The following is a 26,074-nucleotide window of genomic DNA, read 5'->3' as shown; positions in this document are numbered from 1 at the left end:
GATGCGTCTTCTTGCCCTTGCCACCGCCGGTCTGATGGCGACCGCCGCCTCGGCCGAAACCACGATCACGCTTTACACCAGCCAGGCGCCGGAACAGGCGCAGGAAACCGTCGACGCCTTCGAGGCCGCGCATCCCGACATCAAGGTCGAATGGACCCGCAACGGCACCTCGGCGCTGATGAACGTGCTGCGCGCGGAAATCGAGGCCGGTCAGGTCCAGCCCGACGTGCTGCTGGTGGCCGATGTCATCAACCTGGGCGAGTTGAAGGCGGGCGGTCACCTGCTGCCCTACACGGACGCCCCGGTCGCGGCCTACGATCCGGCCATGTACGACCCCGACATGACCTTCTTCGGCACCAAGGCGATCACTACCGGCATCGCCTGGAACACCGAGATCGCCGAGCCGGTCGAGACCTGGGCCGATCTGCTGAAAGAGGAAAACCGCGGCCAGATCGCGGTGCCGAGCCCGCTTTACTCGGGGGCCGCACTTTGCCATCTGCACACGCTGATCGACGCCCCCGGGATTGGCTGGGCCTTCTACGAGGGCCTCAACGATCTGGACATCGTGCCCGAGGGCGGGAACGGCCCGGCGACCAAGGCGGTGGCCTCGGGCATGGCGAAATACGCGATCCTGGTCGATGCGAACGCGCTGCGCGCCAAGGCCGACGGCTCGCCCATCGACTATATCGCGCCGAAGGACGGCGTCTCGGTCATCACCGAACCGGTGGCGATCCTGTCGACCACCGACCAGCCCGAGGCCGCGAAGACCTTCGTCGACTTCCTGCTGTCCCGGAAAGGTCAGGAACTGGTGGCGAAACAGGGCAATCTGCCGATCCTGCCGGGCGTCGCGGGCCCCGAGGGCTTTCCCGATCTCGCCTCGATGACGCTTTTGCCGCTGAATGCCGACGCGGCGGTCCGGACCGACGCGGCGGTCCGCGCGAAATTCGCCGAGATCTTCGGGCTCTGACCGCGTGAGCCTTTCGGTCGAGACCGGGGGGCGCCCGCGACGGGCGCTCCTGCCCCGGGTGCCGGGCGAATGGCTGGTGCTGGCCGGGCTTGTCCTTTTCGTGGGCGCGCTGTCGATCCTGCCGCTGGCGCGGCTGGTGCAGGCGGCGCTGTTCCCCGCAGGCACGTTCGATGCCGCCCGGATCGCCGAGGTGCTGGGCGGGCGCCGGGTCGCCGAGGCCACGATCAACACCATCTGGATTTCCTGTGCCGCGACGGCGCTGGCCACGGTGACGGGGACGCTGGCGGCCCTGCTGGCGGGGCTGACCGATTTGCGCGGGCGCACGCTCTGGGTCTTCGGCTTCGTGCTGCCGCTGATGATCCCGCCGCAGGTCACCGCGCTGGCCTGGGTGCAGGCGTTTTCGCCGGCCAGCCCGCTGTTGGGGCCGCTGGGCCTGTCGTTGCCGCCGGGGATGCGGCATCCGCTTTATTCCGCCTGGGGCATCGTTCTGCTGCTGGGGTTCTACAACGCGCCGCTGGTCTTCCTGTCGGTGCGCGCCGGGTTGCGCCGGTTGCCCGCCGATCTGGTCGAGGCGGCGCGGGCGGCCGGGGCCGGGCCTCTGGCGCTCAGCCGGGATATCGTGCTGCCGCTGGTGCGCGGGGCGGTTTTTGCCGGGGCGGCGCTGGCCTTCGTCTCGTCGATCGGGAATTTCGGGATCCAGGCGATGCTGGGCATTCCCGCCCGGGTGCCGACGCTGATCACCCTGATCTATCGCCGCCTCAACGCCTACGGTCCCTCGGCGCTGAACGACATGGCGCTGATGGCGCTGATGCTGGCCGGGCTGACGGTGGTCGGCATGGGGCTGACCGGCTGGCTGGGCCGCCGGGGCGACCAGCGCGTCGAAGGGGCCGCGCGGCGGCTGCGCCTGCCGCTGGGGCGCTGGCAGATCCCGGCGGGGCTGCTGGCCTGGGGGTATCTCGCGGCCTGCCTGCTGCTGCCGCTGTCGGCCTTGCTGGGCACGGCACTGGTGCGCGGCTACGGCCAGCCGCTGGGTCCCGACACGATCACCTTCGAGAATTTCGCCAATGCGCTGTTTCACCATGAGGGCATCCGCAAGGCGTTCCTGACCAGCCTCTGGTTGACGGCTCTGGCGGTCGCGGTGCTGGTGCCGGTCTCGGTCGCGCTGGGCTATGTGCTGAGCTGGCGCAGCGGGCCGGTGGCGCGGCTTTTGCAGCTGGCCTCGGAACTGGCCTATGCGCTGCCCGGCATCATCATCGGCGTTGCGATGATCCTGTTCTTCCTGCGCCCGATGCCGCTGATCGGCACCAGCTTTTACGGCACCGTCTGGGTGATCCTGGCGGCCTATCTGGCCAACTACCTGGCGCTGGCGCTGCGGCCGGTCCTCGGCGGCTATGCCCAGATCGACCGGGCGCTGGACGAGGCGGGACAGGTCGCGGGGGCGGGGCTGATCGCGCGGCTCAGGGACATCGTGCTGCCGTCGCTGGCGCCCGCCGCAGCAGCCTCGGCGATCCTGGTCTTCATGTCGGCGATCAACGAGATCCAGACCTCGGTCCTGCTGGTGTCGTCGCGGGCGCAGACCATCGGGCCCACCATCATCTTTCTCGACGAGGCCGGTTCCTCGACGCTGGCCGCCGCGGTGGGCTGCCTGATGGTGGCGGTCGTGCTGGGGTTGATGCTGGCAAGCCTGGCCTTCGGCCGCCGCCTGCCCGAGGGGGTGCTGCCATGGCGCGACTGACCGCGATCAGCGGGCTCGGCCGGAAAAACGCCGCGATCTTCCTGATCGAGATGTCCGGGCGGCGGGTCCTGTTCGACCTGGGCGACGGGCTGGAACCGGGCGATCGTCCCGACCTGACCGGCATCGGCCGGGTCGATGCGGTGGTGCTCAGCCATGCCCATGAGGACCATGCGGGCGCGCTCGACCGGCTGGACGAGGTCGGCGACCCGCCGGTTCTGGCCACCGCGCGCACGCTGGGCTTTCTGCCCGAGCGGCTGCGGCCCGGACGCGCGCGCGTGCTGCCCGAACGGGGCCGCGTCGACCTGATGGGGCTCGACCTGACCCTGGGCCGCGCGGGTCATGCGCCGGGCGGGGTCTGGCTGCATCTGGCCACGCCCGCGGGCGGGCTGCTTTATACCGGCGATATCTGTCCCGAGGCGCCGCGCCTGCCGGTCGATCCGTTGCCCGAGGCCGCGACGCTGGTGCTTGACGCCTCGTATGGCGACCGCGAGGGTCGGCTTGCCGACCAGATCGCCGCCATGGCCCGGGCGGCCGCGGCGGGCGCGGTACTGTGCTGTCCGGCGGCGGGGCGCGGCGCCGACATGGTGGCGGCCCTGGCCGGGGCCGGGCTGTGCGTTGCCACCGATGCCGTGATCGGGCGCGAAGTGGCCGCGGCCACCGGCACCCTGCCCGAGATCGTCGATGCCGCAACCGCCCGGCCCGACCGGGCCATCGTCTGCGTCAGTTCGAACGCCGAACGCGGACTGGCGGCCGAGCTTCTGGCGCGCGAGGAGTTCCGTTTCGTCTTTTCCAGCCATGTGCCCGACGGCACGCCCGCGCGCCGCCTGCTGGATGCCGGGCAGGCGCTCTGGCTGCCCTGGAACGTGCATCCGACCCTGCCCGACCTTCTGGCGCTGGTGCGAACGACCGGCGCGCGCCGGGTACTGCCCGCTTTTCTTGACATCGCAACCGCCCCGCGTCTGGCCGAGGGGCTGGGCGCGCGGCTCTGGACCCATCCCGAAACGGAGATCTGAGACATGGACGCCCCCGGCCGTCACGCTATCCCGAAGGATGTGCCCGCCGCAGAGGCCCGCGAGGACGTCCGGCCGGTGCTGATCGACGTGCTCGGCCCGGTCGCGGCCGCCTCGGCGCAGCCCGGCAAGCGGGTTTTTCTGGGCAATCTTGCGGGGGCCGAGGATGCGGCCGCGCTCACGTCGGCGGGCATCACCGAGACGCTCAATCTGGGGCTCAACCTCTGTCCCGGGCCGCTGGCACTGGGCGACGGCACGCAGGTGCGGCGCTATCAGATCGGGCTGATCGACGGCCCCGGCAACGACCCGCATCTGCTGGCCGCCGCGGTCGTGACGGTCAGGGGCCTGATGGGGACCTATGGTCCGGGCAAGCCGCATTATCCGCCCCACCGTCCGGGTCACCTTCTGGTGCATTGCCGGGGCGGGCGGTCGCGGTCGGTCACGGTGCTGGCGGTCTGGCTGACGCTTTGCCATCCGCAGGCGTTCCCGGATCTTGATGCGGCGCTGGCGCATCTGCGGCGGCTGCGGGGGCTTGGACCGGAGCATCCCTTGCCGCCGATGCTGGATCTGGCGCGCGAGGTGATCGCGCGCGGGCTGGCAGGGCGCGCGGGTGGAGCCTAGATTCGTCACCGCCGCCGATGTGGCGCGGCGCGCGGGCGTCTCGCGCTCGGCGGTGTCGCGCGCCTTCACGCCGGGGGCAAGCGTCGCGCCGGAAACCCGCGCGCGGGTTCTGGAGGCGGCCGAGGCGCTGGGCTACCGCGTCAACCGGCTGGCGCGGACGCTGCATCGCGACCGGTCCGATCTGGTCGGCATCATCGGCGCCAATCTGGGCAATCCGTATATCTCGGCGCAGTTCGACGCGCTTAGCGCCGCGCTGCAGGCCGAGGGGCTGCAGACGCTTCTGGTCAATCTTCGCCCCGATCCGCGCCCCGGCGCCGAGCCGCCCGACCTTGGCCGCGCGGTCGAGCGGTTGCTGGAATACCGGGTGCGCACGGTGGTGCTGCTGTCGGGCGCGGCGCCCGACGAGCTGGTGCGGCTCTGTGCGGCGAACGGGGTGCGGATGGTGCTGATCAACCGCCCCGCACCGGCCGCCGGGGCGTTGGCCGATGTGATCGACTCGGATGCGGCGGGCGGCGGGCGGCTGGCCGCGCGGCGGCTGATCGCGGCGGGCTGCCGGCGGCTGGCGGTGGTGCTGTCGGAGTCGCGCACCAGCGCCAAGCTGGCGCGGGCCGACGCCTTCTGTGCCGAGGCCGCGTCTGGCGGGCTGACGGTCCGGCGCTGGACGCAGGGCCCCAACAGCTATGAAACCGGGGTTGCGGCGGCGCGGAGCCTGCTGGAGGGCGGCGCGGCCCGGATCGACGGGATCTTCGGCGTCACCGATGAAATCGCGCTGGGCGCGATGAACACGGCGCGGCACGAGCTGGGGCTGGCAGTGCCGCACCGCCTGTCGGTGATCGGTTTCGACGATGCGCCGATCTCGGCCTGGTCCTCGCATCGGCTGACCACGGTGCGCCAGTCGCTTCCGGCGCTGACCGGGGCGACGCTCGAGGCGATTCTCTGCCCGGCGGATGCGGCTGTCTCGCATCGGGCAGTCGCGGTCGATCTGGTCGAGCGCGGGTCCGTGGCCCCGGCCCGGGGCTCTGCGCCCGGCTGAGCCACGCGACCGGCATCAATTGGCCTGTCTCTGCAAAACGCCGCCTTTTCAGGCTTTCCAATCTTCCGATTTTTGCGGCATTCCGCCACGGGGTTTCCCGGATTCGCCCTGTTTTCTTGAGAAATTCCCTCAAGAATCGGTGTCTCTTGATTCAGATCAACGAAACGAAACTGGAAGCGCGGAATTCCCGACGATAATACTCGGCTATGCCGCTTGCCTCAGGAAAGGTCTCAGGACATGTCGCCAGCCATACACGATCAGGACGCTTTTGACGACCGGGACTCCGACGACCTGCAATCTTCCGAGGCACCCAGTCTGGCGGACGAGGGGCTGATGAGCGGACACGGGCATGGGGCCGGGCATCGGCATCGCGGCGGGCACCGGCATGGGCATGACGGTCTCGGCGCGGGCGAATGCTGCCATGCGACCGGGCAGCCCTGCACCTCGCCCGAGGCCCGCGCCGCCGATTGCGTGCTGGGACCGAATGCCTGTCCGCTGGCGCTGGCCGATGAGGGCGTCTGGCTGCGCGTCGTGGCGCTGCGGCCCGGGCGCGGCGTGCATCACCGGCTGATCGACCTCGGCCTGACGGTGGGCGCGCGGGTGCGCATCCTGCAGCGGGGCGGCGGCTGCCCGATGCTGATCGGGGTGGGCGAGACCCGTCTGGCGCTGGGTCAGGGCCTTGCCGGAAAGATCCTGGTCGAACCGGCCAATGACGACATCTGAAACGAAAGATACGGGCGAATGGAAAACACACTGCCGAAGATGGGTACGACGGTTCGCGTCAAAAGCTTCGCGCGGGGCGACCGGGCGGGGCGCGAGCGGCTGCTGACCATGGGCCTCACCCCCGGCACCGAACTGACCGTGACCCGGGTGGCCCCGATGGGCGACCCGATCGAGATCCGCGTCCGCGGCTTCGCGCTGTCGCTGCGCAAGGACGAATTCGCGCTGCTCACGCTGGAGGCTGTCGACTGATGAAATCCTTTACCATCGCCACCGCGGGCAACCCGAACTGCGGCAAGACCACTTTGTTCAACGCCCTGACCGGGTCGCGCCAGCGCGTCGGCAACTGGGCGGGCGTCACCGTCGACCGCAAGGAAGGCACCTTCTCGCACAAGGGCGCCGATGTCACCGTGGTCGATCTGCCGGGCACCTATTCGCTGGGCAGCATCTCGGATACCGGGCTCGATGAGTCCATCGCCCGCGACTACATCCTGTCGGGCGAGCCCGATCTGGTCATCAACATCGTCGATGCCTCGAACCTGGAACGGAACCTTTATCTGACCGCCCAGCTGGTCGAGATGCGGGTGCCGATGATCATCGCGCTGAACATGATGGACATGGCCGAGGAAAACGGCCTCAGGATCGACCCCGAGGCGCTGGCCAAGCGGCTGGGCTGTCCGGTGGTGCCGCTGGTGGCCTCCCGCAGGAAGGGCGTCGAGGCGCTGAAGGATGCCATCGTCGCGGCTGCCGCGGCGCCCGAGCCGCCGAAGGCCACCGTCACCCATCCGCCCGCGGTCGAGGAGGCGCTGGCCGAGATCATTCCTGCGACCGCGTCGACCGCCTCTGACAAGGGCGTCGATGCGCGCTGGCTGGCGGTCAAGCTGCTGGACGGCGATGCCGCCGCGCTGGCCATGGTCCCGCAAGCGCTCGCGGCCCAGGCCGAAGCGGCCCGGCTGAAGGTCGAGGACCTGCTGGACGAGGATATCGACATCCTGCTGGCCGATTCCCGCTATGGCTTTGCCAACGGGCTGGCGCGCAGCGGGGTCCGGCGCACCAGCCGCATCTCGCGCAGCCTGTCGGACCGGATCGACAGCGTGGTGCTGAACCGGGTGCTGGGCATCCCGATCTTCCTGCTGATCATGTATGTGATGTTCCTTTTCGCGATCAATTTCGCGAGCGCGTTCATCGACTTCTTCGACATTCTGGCGGGGACGCTTCTGGTCGACTGGCCGACCGAGGCGCTGGGGAATATCGGTGCGCCCGACTGGCTGATCGCGGTCCTGCCGGGCGGGGTCGGCGCCGGGATCCAGACCGTCGCGACCTTCATTCCGGTGATCGGGTTCCTGTTCCTGTTCCTGACCTTCCTCGAGGATTCGGGCTACATGGCGCGGGCGGCCTTCGTGATGGACCGCTCGATGCGCGCCATCGGGCTGCCGGGCAAGTCCTTCATCCCGATGATCCTGGGCTTCGGCTGCACGGTGCCTGCGGTGATGGCGACGCGCACGCTCGACAACCGGCGCGACCGGCTGATGACGGTGATGATGTCGCCCTTCATGTCCTGCGGCGCGCGGCTGCCGGTCTATGCGCTGTTCGCGGCGGCCTTCTTCCCGGTGGGCGGGCAGAACATCGTGTTCCTGCTTTACGTGATCGGCATTCTCGCGGCGATCCTGACCGGGCTGGTGCTGAAGAACACGCTGCTGCGCGGCACGACCTCGCCGCTGATCATGGAACTGCCGCCCTATCACATCCCGACCCTGAAATCGGTGCTGCGCACCTCCTGGGACCGGCTCAAGGCGTTCCTGTTCAAGGCCGGCAAGATGATCGTCGCGGTCGTGGTGGTGCTGGGCTTCCTCAATTCGCTGGGGACGGATGGCAGCTTCGGCAACGAGGACAGCGACCAGTCCGTGCTGTCCTCGATCGGCAAGGCGATCACCCCGGTGGTCGAGCCCATGGGCATTCATGAGGAGAACTGGCCCGCCACGGTCGGTCTGTTCACCGGGATCTTCGCCAAGGAGGCCGTCGTCGGCACGCTGAACGCCCTGTACGGCCAGATGGCGGCCGAAGACGAGGGCGGCGAGGAAGACCCCTTCAGCGTCATGGCCGGGATCGGCGAGGCGCTGGCCTCGATCCCTGCCAATATCGCCGATGCGGCAGGCAGCCTTGCCGACCCGCTGGGCCTGAATATCGGCGATGTCGACGATCAGGCGCTCGCGGCCGAGGAACAGGGCGTGTCCTCGGGCATCTTCGGCGCGATGGCCGCACGCTTCGACGGCACCGCCGCGGCCATGGCCTACCTGCTGGTGATCCTGCTTTATGCGCCCTGCGTGGCCGCAACCAGCGCGATCTGGCGCGAGACCGGCACCAAATGGACCCTGTTCGCGGTCAGCTGGACCACCGGTCTGGCCTATGGCACGGGCGTCATCACCTACCAGTCGAGCCGGCTGGCCACCCATCCGGCCGAGGCCTCGGCCTGGATCGTCGGCATCCTCGCGATCTTCGTGGCGGTGCTGGTGACGATGCGGATCGCCTCGACCCCCCGGGGTCCGGGCGGCGCCGCGGCGCGGACGGCGTGAGGGCGGAGCGATGGTTCTTTCCGATATCCGCGCCTATTGCGCCGAGGCCGGTCAGGTTTCGCTCCAGCAGCTCGCCAACCGCTTCGATACCGATCCCGAGGCGATCCGGGGCATGGTCGACGTGCTGGTGCAGAAGGGCATGCTGCGCTGCCTGACCGAAACGCCGGAAGGCGGCTGCGGCAAGGGCTGCTGCGGCTGTGCGAAAAGCTGCGCGCCGCTCGCCGGGATGAACGACGCCGTCTATCAGTGGGTCGGCCGCCAGCGCCGCCCGCTGCACTGACCCCGGCTCTTTTCCAGACCAGTCCAGCCAAGTGACGTGCGGTCCCTCTCGCGGGGGCCGCACGTTTAGTTGACGGTTTTTATAGGGAATTGTAACGACCTCGTGCGGGCCGCCGTTCTGGAAGCCGCGCCCGCAGCAGCCAGCGTTCCGCCAGCCTCGACGACAGCAAGAGGGGCCCGTGTCAGACGGGCTTTGGGGAACGTAACGATGACCAAAGAGACAAACCGGCCCGCGCTGCGGGTCGGCGCCGCGATTCTGACGCTTGCCACCGTGCCACCGGACAGCGTGCGGGCCCAGGAGGCCTTTGCCCTCGACCCGGTGACGCTGGCCGAGACCGACGAGACCGGCACCGAGATCGCCACGGGCGATGCCGATGACAGCGGCACCACTGCCCTGGGCGCGGACGCGGTCGCGATCCGCAGCGACGGCTCGGGCGATGCCAACACCGCGCTGACCAGCCTGCCCAACGTGCAGTATCGCGACACGCCGTTCGATTCGGGCGTCAATGTCGACGACATCCTCGACCTGAAGCCGCTGGAATTCTCGATCTCGGGCGGCCGGGTCAGCGGCAACGCGATCCGGCTGAACGGCACCGGGATCGGGTCGGCGACCGGCAACACCCATCCGCATACCAGCGAGGATCTCAGCCGCCAGACCGGCAATCCGGGGACCTACAGCTTTTACGGGCTGCATTCCCAGACCCAGTTCGTGCCCTCGGCGATGGTCGACAGCATAGAGGTCCGCGATTCCAACATCTCGGCCGAATATGGCGGCTTCGAGGGCGGCGTGGTCGACTACAAGCTCACCCAGCCGGACGCCACGCGGGCCTCGGGCAAGGTCTCCTTGAGCTTCCAGAACGATGCGCTGGTGCATTACCGGCTGGGCACCGAAGACGGCGACAACCCCGACCGCGTGCCGAAGCCCGACTTTTCCAAGCGCGAGGTCTCGGCCGAGTTCAACCAGCCGCTTGGCGAGAACACGGCCGTGATCTTCGGCTTCGGGCGCCGCATGGCCGAGGCCACCAAGGCGAAGGATGCGCAATACCGCCCGCTGACCGCCGATGACGACAGCCGCAGCGATTTCTGGCGGCTGAGTTTTGCGCATGAGTTCGAGAATGGCGACGAACTCGAGCTGAACGGCTACCTGACCGATTACAGCCAGGGCTGGGATTCGCCCTGGACCCAGGATTATCACCTCGACGTCGAAACCCGGGACCTGTCGCTCGATGCCAGCTATACGCATCACCTGGGCAGTTTCGATCTGGGCCCGGCCAGCCTGTCGAACGTCAAGCTGACGCTGGGCGCCGTGCATCAGGACAACGAGGCCAGCAACAGCACCGATCAGAACACGTTCCTGTCCTGGTACGGGTCCTATTTCAGCACGCTGCGCGGCGTATCCTACCACACCGATGCGTTCGACGCCTGGTGCGACACGCCCGACACGCCCAGCGCCGCCGAAGACTACCATGCGTGCCGCCGCGGCGGCTATGGCAGCAAGAGCTATGCAGATACCCGCAACCGGATCGAGGCCGAGCTGGAGGCCGATCTGGGACGCGGCCGCTTCAAGTTCGGCGCCTATGTCGAAAGGGTCGAGGCCCGGCAAAGCGGCGACGGCTTCAGCTCTTACACTTGGAGCGTCTATCGCGACCCGACCGCCCCGTTCGGCAGCTTCACCTGCCCCGCGGGCGATCCGGCCTGTATCGACGACCAGTATCTGCGCACGCGCATCACCCAGGAGGCCTATGACGTCTCGACCGACGCCACCCTGGCCGAGGCCTATCTGGAATACGACCGAAGCTTTGGCGATTTCGGCCTGCGGGGCGGCCTGCGGTTTTCCTATAACGACGTGCTGAAGAACACCGACATCGCCCCGAGGCTGTCGGCCAGCTGGACGCCCAGCCCGGATTTCGCGGTCGTGGCCGGGGCGAACCGCTACTATAGCGGCGACTATATTTCCTACGCGATCCACGACGCCTTGCCGCGCGGCGCGAACGAACGGCGCAGTCACGATGCCACCACCGGCGAGGTCGGCGCCTGGACCCCGTTTCTCGACCTCGGATCCTATTCCTACACCCAGGGCGACCTGAAGACGCCCTATATCGACGAAACCTCGCTGGCGGTGATGTACCGCGACGCCTGGACCCGGGGCACCTGGCGGCTGAAGCTGATCGACCGGCAGGGGCGCGACCAGTTTGCCCGGTCCGAAGACAGCACCGGCAGCAACAACCTGCTCAGCAATGACGGCACCACCGAATACCGGTCGGTCTCGCTGGAATACGAAAAGCGCTGGCGCGGCAGCGGGGCGCTGGACGATGTGGGGCTTTACCTCTCGGGCGGCTGGGCCGACAGCGACATGTCGAACGACACCTATTTCGGCGACGAGGGGGATGTCGGCGACGACGATTTCATCTGGTATGACGGCCAGTCCTATACCCGGAACGAATTCGACCAGAGGACCGGGCGGCGCGACATTCCGGTCCGCGCCATGGTCGAGCTTGGATCGACCTGGAAGAACGGCCGTTTCGGGCTGGGGGTCGGGGCCGACGTGTCCTTCGCCTATACCGGTGTGCGCGACACCGACTCCAACGAGACGCATACCCACCCGACCTATGGCTCGCAATCCCACGACGTCTACGAGGATTACGAGTTCGACACCGCGGTTTCGGCCTTCCTGACCGCGCGGGTCCGGCTGGCCCAGCTTCGGGGCGGCGATCTCGACCTGAACGTCAAGGTCGCGAACCTGTTCGACGATACCGGCGGCGGCACCGCCACCGACAGCAATCCCTGGATCCCCGGACGGAGCTTCTATGTCGGCACGACCTACAGCTGGTAAGGCCTTGCGGCTGGGGCTTTTGTTCGCGGCGGCGGGGCTTGCGTTGGTTGCGATGACTGCGCCGCTCCGGCTGGCACCCGAAGACCTGCGCGCGGTCTATGCCGGTCCGCCCGAAACCTGGCCCGCGCCCGAGATCGACCCGGGCGTGGCCTATGTCGAGCTTGCGCCCCGGTCCCTGCCGCCCCGGCCCGCGCCGGGCAGCGCGGCCGAGGCACGCCGGGCGCTGGGCGAGAGGCTCTTCGCCGATCCGGTGCTGTCGGCCTCGGGCCAGATCGCCTGCGACAGTTGTCACAACCGGCGTCTGGGCTGGGGCGACGGGCTGCCGCGCTCGCTGGGGCATGGGCGGCAGGAAGGCCCCCGCAACGCGCCCGCGCTGTTCGCCGCCGGGGCCGGGCTGCCGCTGTTCTGGGACGGGCGGGCCGCGACGCTGGAGGCGCAGGCGCTGGGACCCATGGCCAACCCGGTCGAGATGGCCAATGCCGATCTGGGGACCATCCCCCCAAGGATCGCGGCCGATCCGGCCTATCCGCCGCTTTTCGAGGCGGCCTTCGGGCCGGGGCCGGTCACGCTCGACCGGATCGCGGCGGCGCTGGCGGCGTTCCAGACCCATCTTGACCGGCCGACCCGGTTTGATCGGTTTCTCGCGGGGGACAGTCGCGCGCTCGGCGATCTCGAACTGCGCGGCCTGCATCTGTTCCGCACCCGGGCGCGCTGTGCCAACTGCCATTTCGGGCCGCTGCTCAGCGACGGCGCCTTCCACGATCTGGGGCTGTCCTTCTTGGGCCGTGGGCGCGAGGATCTTGGGCGCTACGCCGTGACCGGGCTGCCGGAGGATGCCGGGCGGTTCCGCACCCCGAGCCTGCGCCATGTCGCGCGAAGCGCGCCCTACATGCATAACGGGATCTTCCCGCATCTGCCGGGGGTGATCCGGTTCTATGCCGGGGGCGGCGGCGCCTCGGCGCGGCTTCCGGCCGCGCCCGGCCCGGTCGAGACCAGTGCCGCGACGCCGTCGCCGCTGATCAGGCGGCTCGATCTGAGCCCCGACGACATCGAGGCCCTGGCCGCCTTTCTCGAGGCGATCTGAGTCCCTGACCCCGGCCTCAGACCGGCATGAACTTGCCGGTCTCGGGGTCGTAGCACTCGACCACGCCCTCGCCGATGTCGTTCCAGAGCCCGTGCAGGGTCAGCGACTCGGCCTCGACGGCGGCCTGCACGAAGGGGAAGGTCATCAGGTTCTCGATCGAGACCAGCACCGCCTCCTTCTCCATGGCCCGCAAACGTTCGGATTCGTCGGCGATGCCGGCCTGGCGCTCGTAACTCGGGCGCAGAAGGTCCATCCAGCGGCCGATGAAGCTGGTCTTTTCCTCCAGCTGCGGCGCCAGCCCCGCGCACATGTCATGGCAGCCGCGGACGCCGCCGCAATTGGAATGGCCGACCACCAGCAGGTTGGCGACCTTCAGTACCGTCACCGCATATTCGACCGCGGCCGAGGTGCCGTGATGGTCGCCATCGGGCGCATAGGGCGGCACCAGACCCGCGATATTGCGGTGAATGAAGAATTCGCCCTCGTCCGCGCCGAAGATCGAGGTGACGTGGATGCGCGAGTCGCAGCAGGAAATGATCATCGCGCGGGGGCGCTGGCCCTCGTCGGCGAGACGGCGGTACCAGGCCTTGTTTTCGGCATGGGTGGTGGCTCGCCAGCCGTGATAGCGCTGGACGAGATAGCTGGGCAGCGGGCGTGCGTTCTTCATCTGTGCGGCTTCTCCCCGATTTCCTCTGCGGGTGCATAAGCCGCAATTGCCGGAAATTCGAGATATTTCAGACATCCGCGGCAACGGTTTCTTGACGCTGAAAGGCGAGGTTGCGCGTTAGGTGTGGTGATCGGAGGGTGCTTCAGGTGTCCAACGTCGTAACTATGCGCCAGGACGAGCCATTGCGGCTGGATTCCGAGCGCCTGGCTGACATGTTCGTCGATTTGGGCGAGGTAAGGGCGTCTCATCTGATCGTCCTGTCGATCGATCGGCTGGAATCGCTGATCGACGGGTTGCACCTGGCGGCAAGCCAGATCCGGCCCGGCGATTGCGTCGAACTGACCGGGCAGATTCGCGCGCTGGGCGACGCCATGGGCATGATCAGCCTGTCCTCTGCGGCGCGAAACGTGTCGCGCGCGTCGCAATCCGGCGACCAGGTCGCGGTCGCGGCGACCCTGGCCCGGCTCAAGCGTGTCGCGGTGCGGTCGTTTCGGCTGGCCGAAGAGCTTCAGCACCGGTCCGGCTGAACCGGCTTGCGGGCCGCGCCGAAGAGGCTAGGGTCGGAACTGATCCCGACCCTCCCCGAAGGACTGTGCCATGTTCCCGCGTTTTGCCGATTCCGCCGCGCCGTCGCGCCCGCTTTTCGCTGTCGAGGAGGCGGATCTGGCCGCCTGGCGCGCGGACCGGCCATCGGCCGAGGCCGCCTGGCTCGAGGCCACCGGCTTTGCCGCCGGTCTGGGCGAGTTGCAGCTTCTGCCCGGCCCGGACGGGGCCGTTGCGGGGGCCGTGGCCGGGCTTGGCGGGGCCTCGGCCCGGGCACGCGGGCGGTTCCATCTGGCGTCGGTCGCGGCGCGCCTGCCCGAGGGCGTCTGGCATCTGGACAGCGCGCTGGCGGGTGCGGATCTTCAGGCCGAGGCGCTGGGGCTTTTGCTGTCGGCCTACCGGTTCGACCGCTACCGGTCGCAATCCGCGCAGCGCGCCAGCTTCAAGGCGCCTGCGGGTGTCGATGCCGCGCGGCTTCAGGCGATGGCGGCGGGCGAGGTGCTGACCCGCGATCTGATCAACACCCCGGCTTCGGACATGGGTCCCAAGGCGCTGGAAGAGGCCGCGATCGGGCTTGCCGCGCGCCATGCGGCCGAGGTCAACGTGATTCGCGGCGACGAACTTCTGGCGCAGAACTTCCCGTTGATCCATGCGGTGGGGCGGGCGGCGGCCGAGGCGCCGCGCCTGCTGGAACTGCGCTGGGGCGCGGCCGGGCCGCGTCTGACTCTGGTCGGCAAGGGGGTCTGCTTCGACACTGGCGGTCTGAACATCAAGCCCGGCAGCTCGATGGGGCTGATGAAGAAGGACATGGGGGGGGCGGCCACGGTGCTGGGGCTGGCCTCGATGATCATGGCGCTGGGCCTGCCGGTGCGGTTGCGGGTGCTGATCCCGGCGGTCGAGAACAGCATCGCCGGCAATGCGCTGCGGCCGCAGGACATCCTGACCGCCCGCAACGGGCTGACGGTCGAGATCAACAATACCGATGCCGAGGGGCGGCTGGTGCTGGCCGATGCGCTGGCCTATGCCGCCGAGGAAGAGACGGACTGCCTGATCTCGATGGCGACGCTGACGGGCGCCGCGCGGGTCGCGGTGGGGCCCGACATTGCGCCCTTCTATACCGATGACGAGGCCGTGGCCGCGGCGCTTTCCGGGGCGGGGGGGGCGATGGCCGATCCGGTCTGGCGGATGCCGTTCCACGCGCCCTATGAGGCGATGATCGAGCCCGGCATCGCCGATCTCGACAATGCGCCGAAGGGCGGGTTCGCCGGGTCGATCACCGCGGCGCTGTTCCTGCGCCGTTTCGCGGGGACGGCGCGCTATACCCATTTCGACATCTATGGCTGGCAACCTTCCGACGCCCCGGCACGGCCCAAGGGCGGGGTCGGGCAGGGGGCGCGGACGATCCTTGCCGCGCTGCCCGAGGTGCTGGGACTGTGACCGGCACGGCCCCTCTGGACCGGCGCGAGACGCCCGCGAACGACCGGGTGGCGGCAACCCGACTGAAGGGGCTGGTCGCCGCACCCCGCTATGCCGATCCGGTGCAGTTTCGGGTGACCCGGCCGCTGACGGACCTTCTGCGCGCGCCCGGCGGTCCGCGCGAACGCCAGCTGGTGCTGGGCGAGGCGTTCGAGCTGCTCGAGATGCATGAGGGGTTCGGGTTCGGCTGGGCCGCGCGCGACGGGTTCGTGGGCTATGTCGCGGCCCAGGCGCTGGCCGCGGATGTGCCCGCGCCCACCCACCGGGTGGCGGTGCCCGCAAGCCATGCCTATTCCGCGCCCGATCTCAAGCGGCCCGAGGTGATGGGTCTGTCCTTCGGCACCGAACTGCGGGTGGTGTCGGCCGAGGGCCGGTTTTTCGAGACCGCGCAAGGCTGGTTCGTGCCCAAGCCGCATCTGCGGCCGCTGAACGTCCCGTTTCGCGACCCGGTGACCGTCGCGCAGCTGTTTTTCGGGGTGCCTTATCTCTGGGGCGGCAATTCGGGCTGGGGGATCGACTGCTCGGGGCTGGTGCAGATGGCCTGGCTGGCCTCCGGGCGGGCCTGCCCGGGCGACAGCGATCAGCAGGAGCGGGAACTGGGCGAGGCCCTGCCCGTGGGCAGCCCGGTCGAGCGGGGGGATCTTCTGTTCTGGCGCGGGCATGTCGCGCTGGCGGTCGATCCCGAGGTGATGATCCATGCCAATGGGCACACGATGTCGGTGGCCTATGAGCGGATCGCCGATGCGGTCGCCCGGATCGAGGCCCAGGGCGAGGGCCGCCCCACCGCGCATCGGCGGGGCTGAGCCCGCGCCGGGGCGGGCCTTTAGTCGACCGGCCGGATCAGCTTGCGTTCCAGCACGCGCAGCACGGTCGGCAGTTCGTGGCCGCGCTTGAGGATCTGCCCGTCCATGCCGATCACCGAGTAAAGCCCCTGCCGGCCGCGCAGGCGGGGGCGTTTCTCGATGCGGTAGATCGGGTGTTCGGCGGTGCGGCGGAAGATCGAGAAGATCGCCGCGTCGCGGAGGCAGGAGATCCCGTAGTCGCGCCATTCGCCCGCGGCGACCATCCGGCCATAGAGGGTGAGGATGACCCCCAGCTCGGTCCGGTCGAAGGCGACCTGCTCGGCGAGGCGTTCGGCCGGGAACGGCGTGGGGGGGATGACGCTCATGTGACGAAGGTGCCGCTCTGCCGCAGGCAAATCAAGAGCCGCCCGGGTTTTGCCCTGAAAATACCTGTGCTTCGGCATCGGGGCTTCCTGTGAAGGCCTGGAATCGCGGTCATAAGGGGGCATAGCGATACGCTGGACCCGGTGCCGTGGCGAAACAGCCCCCACCCAAGCTGCGGCGCCGGGTGACGACCTCCCACTTCTGGTCGGCCAAGGCAAAATTCTTTCCGAGAATTTTGGCCCTTGGTCGGCCGTTTCTTGATGACCGGGCGGTTTGGGCAGCCGCTTGGGCCAAAGGTGTTTTCCGGGGCCTGGCGGCGGAGCGGAGGCCGAAAAATTCTCTGCGAGAATTTTTGTCCCGCTCCGGGGCGCGGTGCGGGGTGGCGGGTGTGCCCGGTGTCAGGCGAACCGGCCCTGGCAGAACCAGCCCGCCGACATCTCGGCCCCATGCGCGTAGAAAAGCCAGAGCCGGGTCTGCGCATCGGTGTCGACGCGCCAGTAATCCCGCGGTCCCGACCGCCAGGCCGGATCGTCCAGCCACCATTCGGGCAGGAGCCGTTCGGGACCCGCCGCCGCGCGGGCGGCAAAGGCGCGCTGGCGCCAGCGGAACCGGTCGGGCGGTTCCGGGTGTTCGGCGGCCGCCACCGGTTCCGGCGCAAGCAGCAGAAGCGGCCGCGGCCGGTCAGGCCGGGGCCAGGGACCCACCCGGTCGGACCAGGCGGCGGCGAGCAACTGAAAGCTCTTTTCGGGGATGTGGCTTTCGGCCGGGGCCAGCCGGGTCACCGCCTCGAGCCCGATCCGCGCCCCGAGCCGTCCGATCAGATCCGCCATCCCTGGGGCGGCCGCTGCCGGTTCGGGTGGCCTGCCTATGTCCGCACGCTCCGCGGTGGCTCGGCCCGGACCGTCGCCCGACCCGGTCCTGTTGTCGGGCGCCATGTCGAACCGGCCGGACTGCGGGGACAGCGGCTCGGTGTCGACGGCCTTGAGCCGCAGCCGGTCAATCCCGCCCCCGCCCCCGTCCCTGTTCCCGCTCTCGAGCCCGCCGAGCTTCAGCGCCAGCAACGGCCGCATCCGGTCGGGCGCGGCCGTCGCGCGGGCCAGCCCGACCTCGACCGTCTGGATGCCGCGATCGGTGCGGAAGGCCTGCAACCGCAGCCGCCGCGCGCCGAGCCCTGCCGCCTCGAGTCGGGCGCCGAGGGCGGGCAGCAACCGGTCGATGGCGGCCAGCAGGTCCGTCTCGAGCCCGATCGGTTCGGGCAGGGACAGCCGGACCGCGAGATGCGGCGCGGGCCGGGCGGGCGAGACCGGTTCGGAGGCCGCGCCCAGCGCCTGATCTAGCCGGTCGACAAGCCCGCGCCCGAAGCGGCGGGCGAGGGGCGCGCGCGGCATGCCGAGAATGTCGCCGACGCGCCGCAGCCCGAGCCGGGCCAGCGCCTCGACCGTGACCTCGTCGAGCCGTAGCGCGGCCATCGGCAGCGGTGCCAGCGCGGCGCGGGTCTGGCCGGGGGGCGCGATCGGCAGGCGCTCTGCGGCCGGTCCGTCGGTCCGCGCGGCGGTCCGGTCCCTTCCGTGACCCGCGCGCCGGGCCGCGCGCGAGCGGGTGGCGCGGGCCTCCTGTGCGATGGCATCGCCGGTCCGGTGCGGCTGCGCCTCGGTCCCCGCGAAGCGCGCCAGCGCCCAGGCCGCGCCCAGCGTGTCGGCGATGCCCGGGCGCACGCTCAGCCCCAGCGCCGCGCAATCGGCCTCGACCGCGGCGATCAGGCCGGGTTCGCCGCCGAAGAGATGGGCGCAGCCGGTGATGTCGAGCCGCAACGCATCGGGCGGGTCCTCGGCCACCCAGGGCGAGAACCGCCCGGCCCAGCGTCGCAGCCCGGTCAGAAAGGCCGCCTCGCCCGTCGGGTCGGCGGGCCGGGTCGCCAGGTGCGGGCAGATTGCCATCGCGTCACGAAGCGGCTGGCCGGGGCGCAGCCCGGCCGCCTCGGCCTCGGCGCAGAGCGAGACGATGACCTGGGCGCCCCGGCGGTCGGCCAGCACGGCGAAGGGCCCGGGCGGCAGGCTCCGGCGGCCGCGCAACGCGCGGTCTGCGGCAAGCCGTGGAAACCACAGCGACAGGATTCGGCGGGCGGGCATGGGCGCATGTTCTCTTTGTGTTCCTCTTTAGCACCGCCCTTCGCGCCGAGTCGAGTCGGCCCCGCCTGCCCCTTGCTGCCGACCCCACGGCGATGTGACCCGCAGCTGTCGCAATTCCGGCATAGGCTGGGGGCGCCAATCAGGAGGATCCGAATGACCAAAAGGCGCATGACCAAAGTGACGATCTTTGCGCTGGCCGCTGCGGCGGCCACGCTGGCCCATGCGGCCGATGCCACCGACCCGACCGTAAAGGCCCGGCAGGAAGCGATGGAAACCATCGGAAAAAGCATGAAGACCATCGCCGACATGGCCAAGGGCGATGCCGCCTTCGACTCCGCCGCCGCCACGGCCGCTGCGGCGACGATCGCCGAGACCGCGGACAAGGTGCCCGGCCTCTTCGAGACCCCGGCCGACGATCCGGAGTCGGAATCGAAGCCCGCGATCTGGACCGATTTCGCGGATTTCACCGAAAAGTCCGAGGCACTGAAGGCTGCGGCCGGTGCGGCCGACATGGCCTCTCTGGAGGCGCTGCGTGGCTCGGTCGGCGAGATCGGCAAGGCCTGCAAGTCCTGCCACGACGACTATCGCGTCAAGAAATGACCGGCAGGGTCGGGGCCGGAACGCGCCGCCGCGCCGGCCCCGGCTTTCGTCTGGGGGGCGGCTGGGCTATAGGTCCGTGAGGGCGGAAAATCGCCCGGATTGCAACCCGGACCCAAGTCAAGCCATGCCCGAGACAAAGCCGCCGCTTCTGGCCGTCCTGATCGACGCCGACAACATTCCCGCCCGCCATGCCGAGCCGATCCTGAAGGAAATCACCAGCTTCGGCGAACCGGCGTTGCGCCGGGTCTATGGCGACTGGTCCTCGGACCGGCTGAAGCCCTGGGCCGACAAGGTCCTGGCGCTTGGCATGGTCGCGCATCAGGAGACCGCCAATACCAAGGGCAAGAACGCCTCCGATATCGGGCTGGTGATCGACGCCATGGACATCCTGCATTCGGGCCGGTTCGACGGGTTCGTTCTGGTGTCGTCGGACAGCGACTTCACCCGGCTTGCCAGCCGCATCCGCGAAGAGGGGCTGGACGTCATCGGAATCGGCGAGGCCAAGACGCCGGTTTCTCTGCGCAATGTCTGCAACCGCTTCGTGCTGATCGAGAACATCGTCGAGGAACCCGCGCCCGCCGCCCCCCGCGACAAGGCGCAACCGCCCCAGCCCGCTGTCGGCAAGCGCCCGCCGCAGGAGGTGTCCGATCTGATCATCCGCGCCATGGACAAGATCAATCAGGAAGACGACTGGTTCACGCTGGGCCAGATCGGCCAGTTCATCACCGCCGACAATCCCGATTTCGACACCCGGACCTATGGCAAGCGCAAGCTTTCGGATCTGGTGCGCGAGCTCAAGCGCTTCGAGACCAAGCGGGTCGGCAATCAGCTCATGGTCCGGCGGCTGGACTGAGGCGCGGCGGTCGCGTCCGGTCGGTGCCGTAGCGCGCCAGGAACACCGCGACCGCTCCGTCGATCACCCGGCGGATCTCGTCCTCGGCAAAGCCGTTGTCCAGCCGGAACACCCGGCGGGTGTAAAGATCGGCCTTGCAAAGTTCTGCGAACTGGTCGGCGGCGAGGGTTTCGTCCTCGACAGACAGTTCGCCGCGCCGGGTCGCCTCGCGCAGGAAGGCCGCGATTTCGCTGCGCAGCCGCATCGGGCCGGACTGGTAGAAGGCGGCGCCCAGATTGGGAAAGCGGTCGGATTCCGCCACGCAGATCCGGAACACCGCCTGATTGAATTCGGACAGCAGCGCCGAAACGATGTGGCGCGCCGCACTTTTCAGCACCGTCTCGGCGGGCGCGGCCATGTCTATCTCGTGCAGCGCGGCCCCGGCCTGGCGGTCGCATTCGCGCCGCAGCACCTCGGAAAACAGCAGCCGCTTGTCGGGGAAGTAGTTGTAAAGCGTGGCTTTCGAGACGCCGGCAGCCCGGGCGATGGCATCGACCGAGGCGCGCTCGAACCCGTCGCGCAGGAAGATATCGCGCGCGCCTTCGAGCACCTGGTCGAACTTGCGTCCCTTGCGGATCCGGTCCGGTTTCGCGGTCATGGGGGAGTCCTGCGGCATCGCCGACATCCTAGACCGGGCGGTTCAGTTTCCGCAAGGCAAGCCTGTGGCAACGGGCCGCCCGGCCTGCGGCAGCGCGGCCCTTGCGGAACGGGGTTCTGAGGCATAGTTTAGAATAGTTTTAATCTGGAGCCTATTGACGATGATTCCCGGTCTTTCCCAGCGCCGCCGGTTTTCCGACCTGAACGAGCAGGAAATCCTGGCGCTTGCGATTTCGTCCGAGGAGGACGACGCCCGCATCTATCGCAGCTATGCCGAGCAGCTGCGCGCCGATTACCCGGATTCGGCGCAGGTCTTCGAGGCGATGGCGCGCGAGGAGGACGGTCACCGGCGGCGCCTGATCGACACCTACCGGGCGCGGTTCGGCGAGGTGATTCCCCTGCTGCGGCGCGAACATGTGGCGGGCTATTACGCGCGGCGGCCGGTCTGGCTGATGAGCAATCTCGGGATCGAGCGGATCCGCGACGAGGCCGAGATGATGGAGCGCGACGCCCATGATTTCTACTTGCGCGCGGCCGGGCGGGCGACGGATGCGGCGACGCGCAAGTTGCTGGGCGATCTGGCGGCGGCGGAGGCCGGGCACGAGACTGTGGCCGACCGGCTGATCGCGACCCATGTCGATGCGGCCGCGGCCGAGAAGGAAAGCCGCACCGCGCATCGCCAGTTCGTGCTGACCTGGGTGCAGCCGGGGCTGGCCGGGCTGATGGACGGATCGGTCTCGACGCTTGCGCCGATCTTCGCCACCGCTTTCGCGACCCAGGATACCGGCACGACCTTTCTGGTCGGGCTGGCGGCCTCGGTGGGGGCCGGGATCTCGATGGGCTTCACCGAAGCGGCGTCGGATGACGGGGCGATTTCGGGGCGCGGCTCGCCGCTGAAGCGGGGGATCGCCTCGGGGGTGATGACGGCGGTCGGCGGGCTTGGCCACGCGCTGCCCTATCTGATCCCGCATTTCTGGACCGCGACCGGCATCGCCATGGCGGTGGTGTTCTGCGAGCTTTGGGCGATTGCCTGGATCCAGAAGAAATACATGGACACGCCGTTCTTCCGCGCGGCCTTCCAGGTGGTGCTGGGGGGCGCGCTGGTCTTTGCCGCCGGGGTGCTGATCGGGTCGGGTTGAGTCCGGAAAGACCCGGGCCGGGCGGGTCGCGACTTTTCTGCGAAAAGTCGGGCCCGGTTGCCCGCGATGCGCGCGGTTACCGGCCCGTCGGCCGGTTGCGCGCTTGCCCTGTCCGCGATCCCGCGCTAGCCCTGAGTCCTGCGAGCGAGGAGGGAGTTTGCCGGATGGAAACGGTTTCGGAGAACAGGTGTTTCAACGGGATGCAGGGCGTCTACCGCCATGCCTCGGATGTCTGCGGCTGCGACATGACCTTTGGGCTCTTCCTGCCGGAAGAGGCCAAGGACGGTCCGGTGCCGGTGTTGTGGTATCTGTCGGGGCTGACCTGCACCCATGAGAACGCCATGACCAAGGCCGGTGCCCAGCAATGGGCCGCCGAACAGGGCATCGCGCTGGTCTTTCCCGATACCTCGCCGCGCGGCGAGGGCATTGCCGACGATCCGATGTACAATCTCGGGACCGGGGCGGGCTTTTACGTCAACGCGACCGAAGACCCGTGGTCCAAGAACTACCGGATGTGGGACTATATCGCCGAGGAACTGCCCCGCCTGCTGACCGCGACTTTCGCCATCGATGCAGAGCGGCAGTCGATCTGCGGCCATTCGATGGGCGGGCATGGCGCGCTGACCCTCGCGATGGCTTACCCCGGGCGCTATGCCGCCGTCTCGGCCTTTGCGCCGATCGCCCATCCCAGCCAGTCGGACTGGGCCAAAAAGCCGATCCATGCCTATCTGGGCGAGGGCAAGGTCGACTGGACCCGTCACGATGCCTGCCTCGCCCTGCGGGCCAACGGCTTTGCCGGGCCGATGCTGATCGACCAGGGCACCGGCGACCAGTTTCTCGATGCGCTGATGCCCGAGGCGCTGGCGGCCGCCATGACCGAGACCCGGCATCCGGGCATCTTCCGGATGCAGAAGGGCTACGATCACAGCTATTTCTTCATCTCGACCTTCATGGAGGACCATGTCGCCTTCCATGCCGAGGCGCTGTACCGGTGACGCGCGGGGGGCGGGCATGACCGTCTATGTCGACGCCGATGCCTGCCCGGTGAAGGCCGAGGCGCTGCGGGTGGCCGAACGCCACCGGGCCGAACTGGTCTATGTCGCCAATGGCGGGATCCGGCCCGTCGATCACCCGCTGGTGCGCATGGTCTATGTGCCCGAAGGCCCGGACGAGGCCGACAAGTGGATCGCGGACCATGCCGGGCCGGGCGATGTGGTCGTGACCGCCGATATCCCGCTGGCCGCGAAGGCGGTTGCCGCCGGGGCCCGGGTGCTGAGCCATACCGGCGAGGCCTTCACGCCCGCCAATATCGGCCAGAAGCTGGCGACCCGCGACCTGATGGCCGATCTGCGCGCCGCCGACCCGTTCCGTCAGGGCGGCGGCAAGAGCTTCGGCAAGGCCGACCGGTCGCGTTTTCTCGACGCGCTGGACCGGGAGCTTGGCGCCTGCGCGCGCGGGTGACGTTGCGGTCGGGCGCCCGATGGCGAGCGGCCCGGGGCCTTCAACAATCCGCGTCCGGGGACTAGCCTGCGCGCGAGGTTCCAACCCGCAGGAGATCCGATGCCCATAGACGCCGTCGTTTTCGACATCGGCCGTGTGCTGATCGACTGGCAACCCGAAGCCTTCTATGACCGCTGCCTGGGCGAGGACCGCCGCCGCCGGCTGTTTGCCGAGGTCGACCTGCACGGCATGAACGAGGGCGTCGATGGCGGCGACCCTCTGTCGGACGCGGTCGAGGCGCTGGCGGCGCGTCATCCCGACTGGGCCGCCGAGATCCGGATGTGGCGCGATAGCTGGCTCGACATGGCAAGCCCCGCCTTTCCGGACACGGTCGCCGTGCTGAAGGCGGTCAAGGCCAGGGGCGTTCCGGTCTTCGCGCTGACCAATTTCGGCGAGGCGACCTATGACATCGCCCGCGCGGCCTATCCGTTCTTCGATCTTTTCGACCGGGCCTATGTCTCGGCCCGGCTGCGGGCGATGAAGCCCCATCCCCGGATCTACGAGATCCTCGAAACCGACAGCGGCATCGCGCCCGAGCGGCTGATCTTTACCGATGACAAGCCCGAGAACATCGCCGCCGCCGCCGCCCGGGGCTGGCAGACCCATCTGTTCGAGGGCGCCGGGGGCTGGGCCGCACGGCTGGTTGCCGAGGGGGTGCTGGCGCCGGGGGCGGTCGCCCATGGTTGAGATCATCGGGTTCGAGGAGGGCGAGTGTGCGCTGTCCTGGCCGGGGCTTTGCGAGGCCTTTGCGCGCGGCCATGCCCTGCCGCGCGCCGAGATCGCCGACAGCTTTCTTTATCGCGGCGAGGATACGCTTCTGAACCGCGCAGCCTGGATCGACGGGCTGGGGCTGGCGGTGAAATCGGCGACCGTGTTTCCGGGCAACGGAGCGAGGGGCAAACCGGCGGTCAATGGCGGGGTCTGTCTTTACGCCGACACCGACGGCACGCTTGAGGCCATCGTCGATTTCCATCTGGTGACCAAGTGGAAGACGGCGGGCGACAGCCTGTTCGCCGCGACCCGGCTGGCACGGCCCGACAGCCGCAAGATTCTGGTCGTGGGCGCGGGCAATGTCGCCCGGTCGCTGGTCGAGGCCTATCGAAGCGCCTTTCCCGAAGCGACCTTCACGATCTGGAGCCGCACCGAGGCCAGCGCCCGGCGCCTGGCCGAGCCGCTGGGCGCCGCCGTTGCGACCGATCTGGAGGCGGCGGTGCAAGAGGCCGATATCGTGACCTCGGCCACCATGGCGACCGAGCCCCTGATCCGGGGCGAATGGCTGCGGCCGGGCCAGCATGTCGATCTGATCGGCGCCTACCGGCCGGACATGCGCGAGGCGGACGACCGGGCGCTGCAGCGGGCGCGGGTCTTTGTCGACAGCCGCGAGACGGTGCTGACCCATATCGGCGAGCTGAAGACACCCATCGCCACCGGCGCGATCGCACCGGGCGATGTGGTGGCCGACTATTACGATCTGGGCGGCGGGCGGTTCCGGCGCGAGAGCGATGACGAGATCACGCTGTTCAAGAATGGCGGCGGCGCGCATCTGGACCTGATGACCAGCCGCTACATCCTCGACGCGTGGCGGGCGGCATGATCTGGGTGGGGCTTGCGGCAGGTCTTCTGGTGGTGGCGGCCTGGCCGCTGTCCGAGGCCCTGCGCCGCCCGATGGACGCGCGCGCCCGTGCGGGCGCGCCGGGGCAGATCGTCGACTTGCCCGGGGGGCGGACCCATCTGATCTGGCAAGGTCCGGCCGGGGCGCCGGTGGCGGTGGTGCTGCACGGGCTGACCACCGGCAGCTACATCCTCGACGGGGTTGCGGCGGGGCTTGTCCGGCGGGGCTACCGGGTGCTGCGCTACGATCTTTACGGGCGCGGCTATTCGGACCGGCCGCGCGGGGTGCAGGACCGGGCCTTCTTCCTCCGCCAGCTCGAGGCGGTGCTGGACAGTCAGCGTCTGGACGGCGATCTGACGCTCGTCGGCTATTCGATGGGCGGCGCCATAATGACGGCCTTCGCGGCGGACCATCCGGCCCGCGTGCGGCGGCTGGTTCTGCTGGCGCCGGCCGGGCTGGGCCAGACACCGCCGGGCCTCGCGGATCTGGTCGCGCGGCTGCCCGGGCCGGGGGACTGGGTCATGGCGGTGATTGGCGGGGGCATCTTGCGGCGGATGGCGCAGAGCGTCGGCCGGGCGCGCGGCCTGCCCGCCGGGCTGATCGCGGCGCAGATTGCCGAGACCCGGTTTCGCGGCTTTCTGCCGGCGGTGCTGTCAAGCCTGCGGCACATGCTGGCCCGGGATCTGGCGGCCGAGCATCGCGCCCTGGCAGAGGCGGGTGTGCCGGTGCTGGCGATCTGGGCCGGGCGCGACGAGGCGATTTCCGCGCAGGCGCGCGACCGGTTGGCTGCGCTGAACCCCGGGGCGGGGCAACTGCTTCTGTCCGAGGCCTGCCATGCCCTGCCGGTGACCCATGTCCCCGAGATCGTGGCGGCGATCCCGCCGGCCGGGGCGTAAGG

Annotated in this window: 26 protein-coding genes; 22 read left to right on the top strand and 4 right to left on the bottom strand. The window is 69.3% G+C overall.

Annotation, left to right across the window (positions count from 1 at the left end):
- The first annotated feature begins 1 nt into the window (after nucleotide 1).
- The 11 genes from EV657_RS03170 (at nucleotide 2) to EV657_RS03120 (ending at nucleotide 12,855) form a co-directional block, all read left to right on the top strand.
- Complete coding sequence (locus EV657_RS03170) at nucleotides 2-967, top strand: ABC transporter substrate-binding protein (RefSeq protein WP_075784257.1); 966 nt, start codon at nucleotides 2-4, stop codon at nucleotides 965-967.
- 4 nt (nucleotides 968-971) lie between these two features.
- A complete protein-coding gene (locus EV657_RS03165) occupies nucleotides 972-2,702 on the top strand; it encodes an ABC transporter permease (protein WP_243837471.1) in 1,731 nt (576 codons plus the stop codon).
- Entirely contained in the window at nucleotides 2,690-3,715 is a 1,026-nt protein-coding gene (locus EV657_RS03160; protein ID WP_134077101.1) for an MBL fold metallo-hydrolase, read from the top strand. Before EV657_RS03165 ends, EV657_RS03160 begins: the two co-directional genes overlap by 13 nt.
- Nucleotides 3,716-3,718: 3 nt before the next feature.
- Nucleotides 3,719-4,333 (top strand): protein-tyrosine phosphatase family protein, encoded by a 615-nt coding sequence (locus EV657_RS03155; RefSeq protein ID WP_113670080.1) that lies wholly within the window; start codon nucleotides 3,719-3,721, stop codon nucleotides 4,331-4,333.
- The gene (locus EV657_RS03150; RefSeq protein ID WP_075784260.1) at nucleotides 4,323-5,366 is read left to right on the top strand and encodes a LacI family DNA-binding transcriptional regulator; all 1,044 of its coding nucleotides are present in this window, start codon (nucleotides 4,323-4,325) and stop codon (nucleotides 5,364-5,366) included. Before EV657_RS03155 ends, EV657_RS03150 begins: the two co-directional genes overlap by 11 nt.
- A gap of 237 nt (nucleotides 5,367-5,603) precedes the next feature.
- Nucleotides 5,604-6,089, top strand: a complete 486-nt coding sequence (locus tag EV657_RS03145) for a FeoA family protein (protein ID WP_202241457.1) — start codon at nucleotides 5,604-5,606, stop codon at nucleotides 6,087-6,089.
- Nucleotides 6,090-6,107: 18 nt separating this feature from the next.
- On the top strand, nucleotides 6,108-6,338 hold the full coding sequence (locus tag EV657_RS03140; protein ID WP_075784261.1) for a FeoA family protein: 231 nt from the start codon (nucleotides 6,108-6,110) through the stop codon (nucleotides 6,336-6,338).
- Entirely contained in the window at nucleotides 6,338-8,659 is a 2,322-nt protein-coding gene (gene feoB / locus EV657_RS03135; RefSeq protein ID WP_134077100.1) for a Fe(2+) transporter permease subunit FeoB, read from the top strand. The genes EV657_RS03140 and feoB overlap by 1 nt, the downstream gene beginning before the upstream one ends.
- 10 nt (nucleotides 8,660-8,669) lie before the next feature.
- Complete coding sequence (locus tag EV657_RS03130) at nucleotides 8,670-8,939, top strand: FeoC-like transcriptional regulator (RefSeq protein ID WP_075784263.1); 270 nt, start codon at nucleotides 8,670-8,672, stop codon at nucleotides 8,937-8,939.
- Between the two features lie 207 nt (nucleotides 8,940-9,146).
- Nucleotides 9,147-11,771: a TonB-dependent receptor gene (locus EV657_RS03125; protein ID WP_134077099.1), complete on the top strand. Its 2,625-nt coding sequence runs from the start codon at nucleotides 9,147-9,149 to the stop codon at nucleotides 11,769-11,771.
- Nucleotides 11,746-12,855: a cytochrome-c peroxidase gene (locus EV657_RS03120; RefSeq protein WP_134077098.1), complete on the top strand. Its 1,110-nt coding sequence runs from the start codon at nucleotides 11,746-11,748 to the stop codon at nucleotides 12,853-12,855. The genes EV657_RS03125 and EV657_RS03120 overlap by 26 nt, the downstream gene beginning before the upstream one ends.
- Before the next feature lie 16 nt (nucleotides 12,856-12,871).
- Here EV657_RS03120 and EV657_RS03115 read toward each other — a convergent pair whose 3' ends face one another.
- Entirely contained in the window at nucleotides 12,872-13,522 is a 651-nt protein-coding gene (locus EV657_RS03115; RefSeq protein ID WP_075784266.1) for a carbonic anhydrase, read from the bottom strand.
- Between the two features lie 164 nt (nucleotides 13,523-13,686).
- Between EV657_RS03115 and EV657_RS03110 the strand changes: the two genes are divergently transcribed.
- The 3 genes from EV657_RS03110 to EV657_RS03100 all read left to right on the top strand — a co-directional run bounded on the left by EV657_RS03110 (nucleotide 13,687) and on the right by EV657_RS03100 (nucleotide 16,344).
- Nucleotides 13,687-14,049, top strand: coding sequence for a hypothetical protein (locus EV657_RS03110; RefSeq protein ID WP_133260444.1), 363 nt, complete (start codon nucleotides 13,687-13,689; stop codon nucleotides 14,047-14,049).
- A gap of 70 nt (nucleotides 14,050-14,119) precedes the next feature.
- Nucleotides 14,120-15,502, top strand: a complete 1,383-nt coding sequence (locus EV657_RS03105) for a leucyl aminopeptidase family protein (RefSeq protein ID WP_113670085.1) — start codon at nucleotides 14,120-14,122, stop codon at nucleotides 15,500-15,502.
- Nucleotides 15,499-16,344 carry a C40 family peptidase gene (locus tag EV657_RS03100; RefSeq protein ID WP_243837470.1) on the top strand — a complete coding sequence of 282 codons (846 nt, stop codon included), beginning with the start codon at nucleotides 15,499-15,501 and terminating at the stop codon, nucleotides 16,342-16,344. The genes EV657_RS03105 and EV657_RS03100 overlap by 4 nt, the downstream gene beginning before the upstream one ends.
- A gap of 20 nt (nucleotides 16,345-16,364) precedes the next feature.
- On the opposite strand, the gene EV657_RS03095 is transcribed toward EV657_RS03100, so the two are convergent.
- Together EV657_RS03095 and EV657_RS03090 are read right to left on the bottom strand one after the other, a co-directional pair.
- Nucleotides 16,365-16,709, bottom strand: a complete 345-nt coding sequence (locus tag EV657_RS03095; RefSeq protein WP_081382020.1) for a DUF2794 domain-containing protein — start codon at nucleotides 16,707-16,709, stop codon at nucleotides 16,365-16,367.
- Between the two features lie 396 nt (nucleotides 16,710-17,105).
- Nucleotides 17,106-18,836 carry a Y-family DNA polymerase gene (locus EV657_RS03090; RefSeq protein WP_113670086.1) on the bottom strand — a complete coding sequence of 577 codons (1,731 nt, stop codon included), beginning with the start codon at nucleotides 18,834-18,836 and terminating at the stop codon, nucleotides 17,106-17,108.
- A 153-nt stretch (nucleotides 18,837-18,989) separates the two neighbouring features.
- On the opposite strand from EV657_RS03090, the gene EV657_RS03085 reads away from it, so the two are divergent.
- Both EV657_RS03085 and EV657_RS03080 read left to right on the top strand, forming a co-directional pair.
- The gene (locus EV657_RS03085; RefSeq protein ID WP_165828145.1) at nucleotides 18,990-19,436 is read left to right on the top strand and encodes a c-type cytochrome; all 447 of its coding nucleotides are present in this window, start codon (nucleotides 18,990-18,992) and stop codon (nucleotides 19,434-19,436) included.
- 124 nt (nucleotides 19,437-19,560) lie between these two features.
- A complete protein-coding gene (locus tag EV657_RS03080; RefSeq protein ID WP_075784271.1) occupies nucleotides 19,561-20,289 on the top strand; it encodes an NYN domain-containing protein in 729 nt (242 codons plus the stop codon).
- On the opposite strand, the gene EV657_RS03075 is transcribed toward EV657_RS03080, so the two are convergent.
- Nucleotides 20,267-20,926, bottom strand: a complete 660-nt coding sequence (locus EV657_RS03075) for a TetR/AcrR family transcriptional regulator (protein WP_134077096.1) — start codon at nucleotides 20,924-20,926, stop codon at nucleotides 20,267-20,269. The two genes, EV657_RS03080 and EV657_RS03075, sit on opposite strands and share 23 nt — an antisense overlap.
- 160 nt (nucleotides 20,927-21,086) lie before the next feature.
- On the opposite strand from EV657_RS03075, the gene mbfA reads away from it, so the two are divergent.
- The 6 genes from mbfA (at nucleotide 21,087) to EV657_RS03045 (ending at nucleotide 26,072) form a co-directional block, all read left to right on the top strand.
- Nucleotides 21,087-22,064, top strand: a complete 978-nt coding sequence (gene mbfA / locus EV657_RS03070; RefSeq protein ID WP_075784273.1) for an iron exporter MbfA — start codon at nucleotides 21,087-21,089, stop codon at nucleotides 22,062-22,064.
- Nucleotides 22,065-22,228: 164 nt separating this feature from the next.
- A complete protein-coding gene (fghA, locus tag EV657_RS03065) occupies nucleotides 22,229-23,059 on the top strand; it encodes an S-formylglutathione hydrolase (RefSeq protein ID WP_134077095.1) in 831 nt (276 codons plus the stop codon).
- Nucleotides 23,060-23,075: 16 nt separating this feature from the next.
- Nucleotides 23,076-23,525: a YaiI/YqxD family protein gene (locus tag EV657_RS03060; RefSeq protein WP_075784275.1), complete on the top strand. Its 450-nt coding sequence runs from the start codon at nucleotides 23,076-23,078 to the stop codon at nucleotides 23,523-23,525.
- Between the two features lie 99 nt (nucleotides 23,526-23,624).
- Nucleotides 23,625-24,251: an HAD family hydrolase gene (locus EV657_RS03055; RefSeq protein ID WP_134077094.1), complete on the top strand. Its 627-nt coding sequence runs from the start codon at nucleotides 23,625-23,627 to the stop codon at nucleotides 24,249-24,251.
- Nucleotides 24,244-25,158, top strand: a complete 915-nt coding sequence (locus tag EV657_RS03050) for an ornithine cyclodeaminase family protein (RefSeq protein WP_134077093.1) — start codon at nucleotides 24,244-24,246, stop codon at nucleotides 25,156-25,158. The genes EV657_RS03055 and EV657_RS03050 overlap by 8 nt, the downstream gene beginning before the upstream one ends.
- Complete coding sequence (locus EV657_RS03045) at nucleotides 25,155-26,072, top strand: alpha/beta fold hydrolase (protein WP_134077092.1); 918 nt, start codon at nucleotides 25,155-25,157, stop codon at nucleotides 26,070-26,072. Before EV657_RS03050 ends, EV657_RS03045 begins: the two co-directional genes overlap by 4 nt.
- Nucleotides 26,073-26,074: the final 2 nt, after the last annotated feature.

The sequence above is a fragment of the Rhodovulum visakhapatnamense genome (genome assembly GCF_004365965.1).
In the GTDB taxonomy this organism is placed as follows: Bacteria; Pseudomonadota; Alphaproteobacteria; order Rhodobacterales; family Rhodobacteraceae; genus Rhodovulum; species Rhodovulum visakhapatnamense.
The sequence above is the reverse complement of the archived record's forward strand: the minus strand, read 5'-3'. Positions and strand labels throughout refer to the sequence as shown.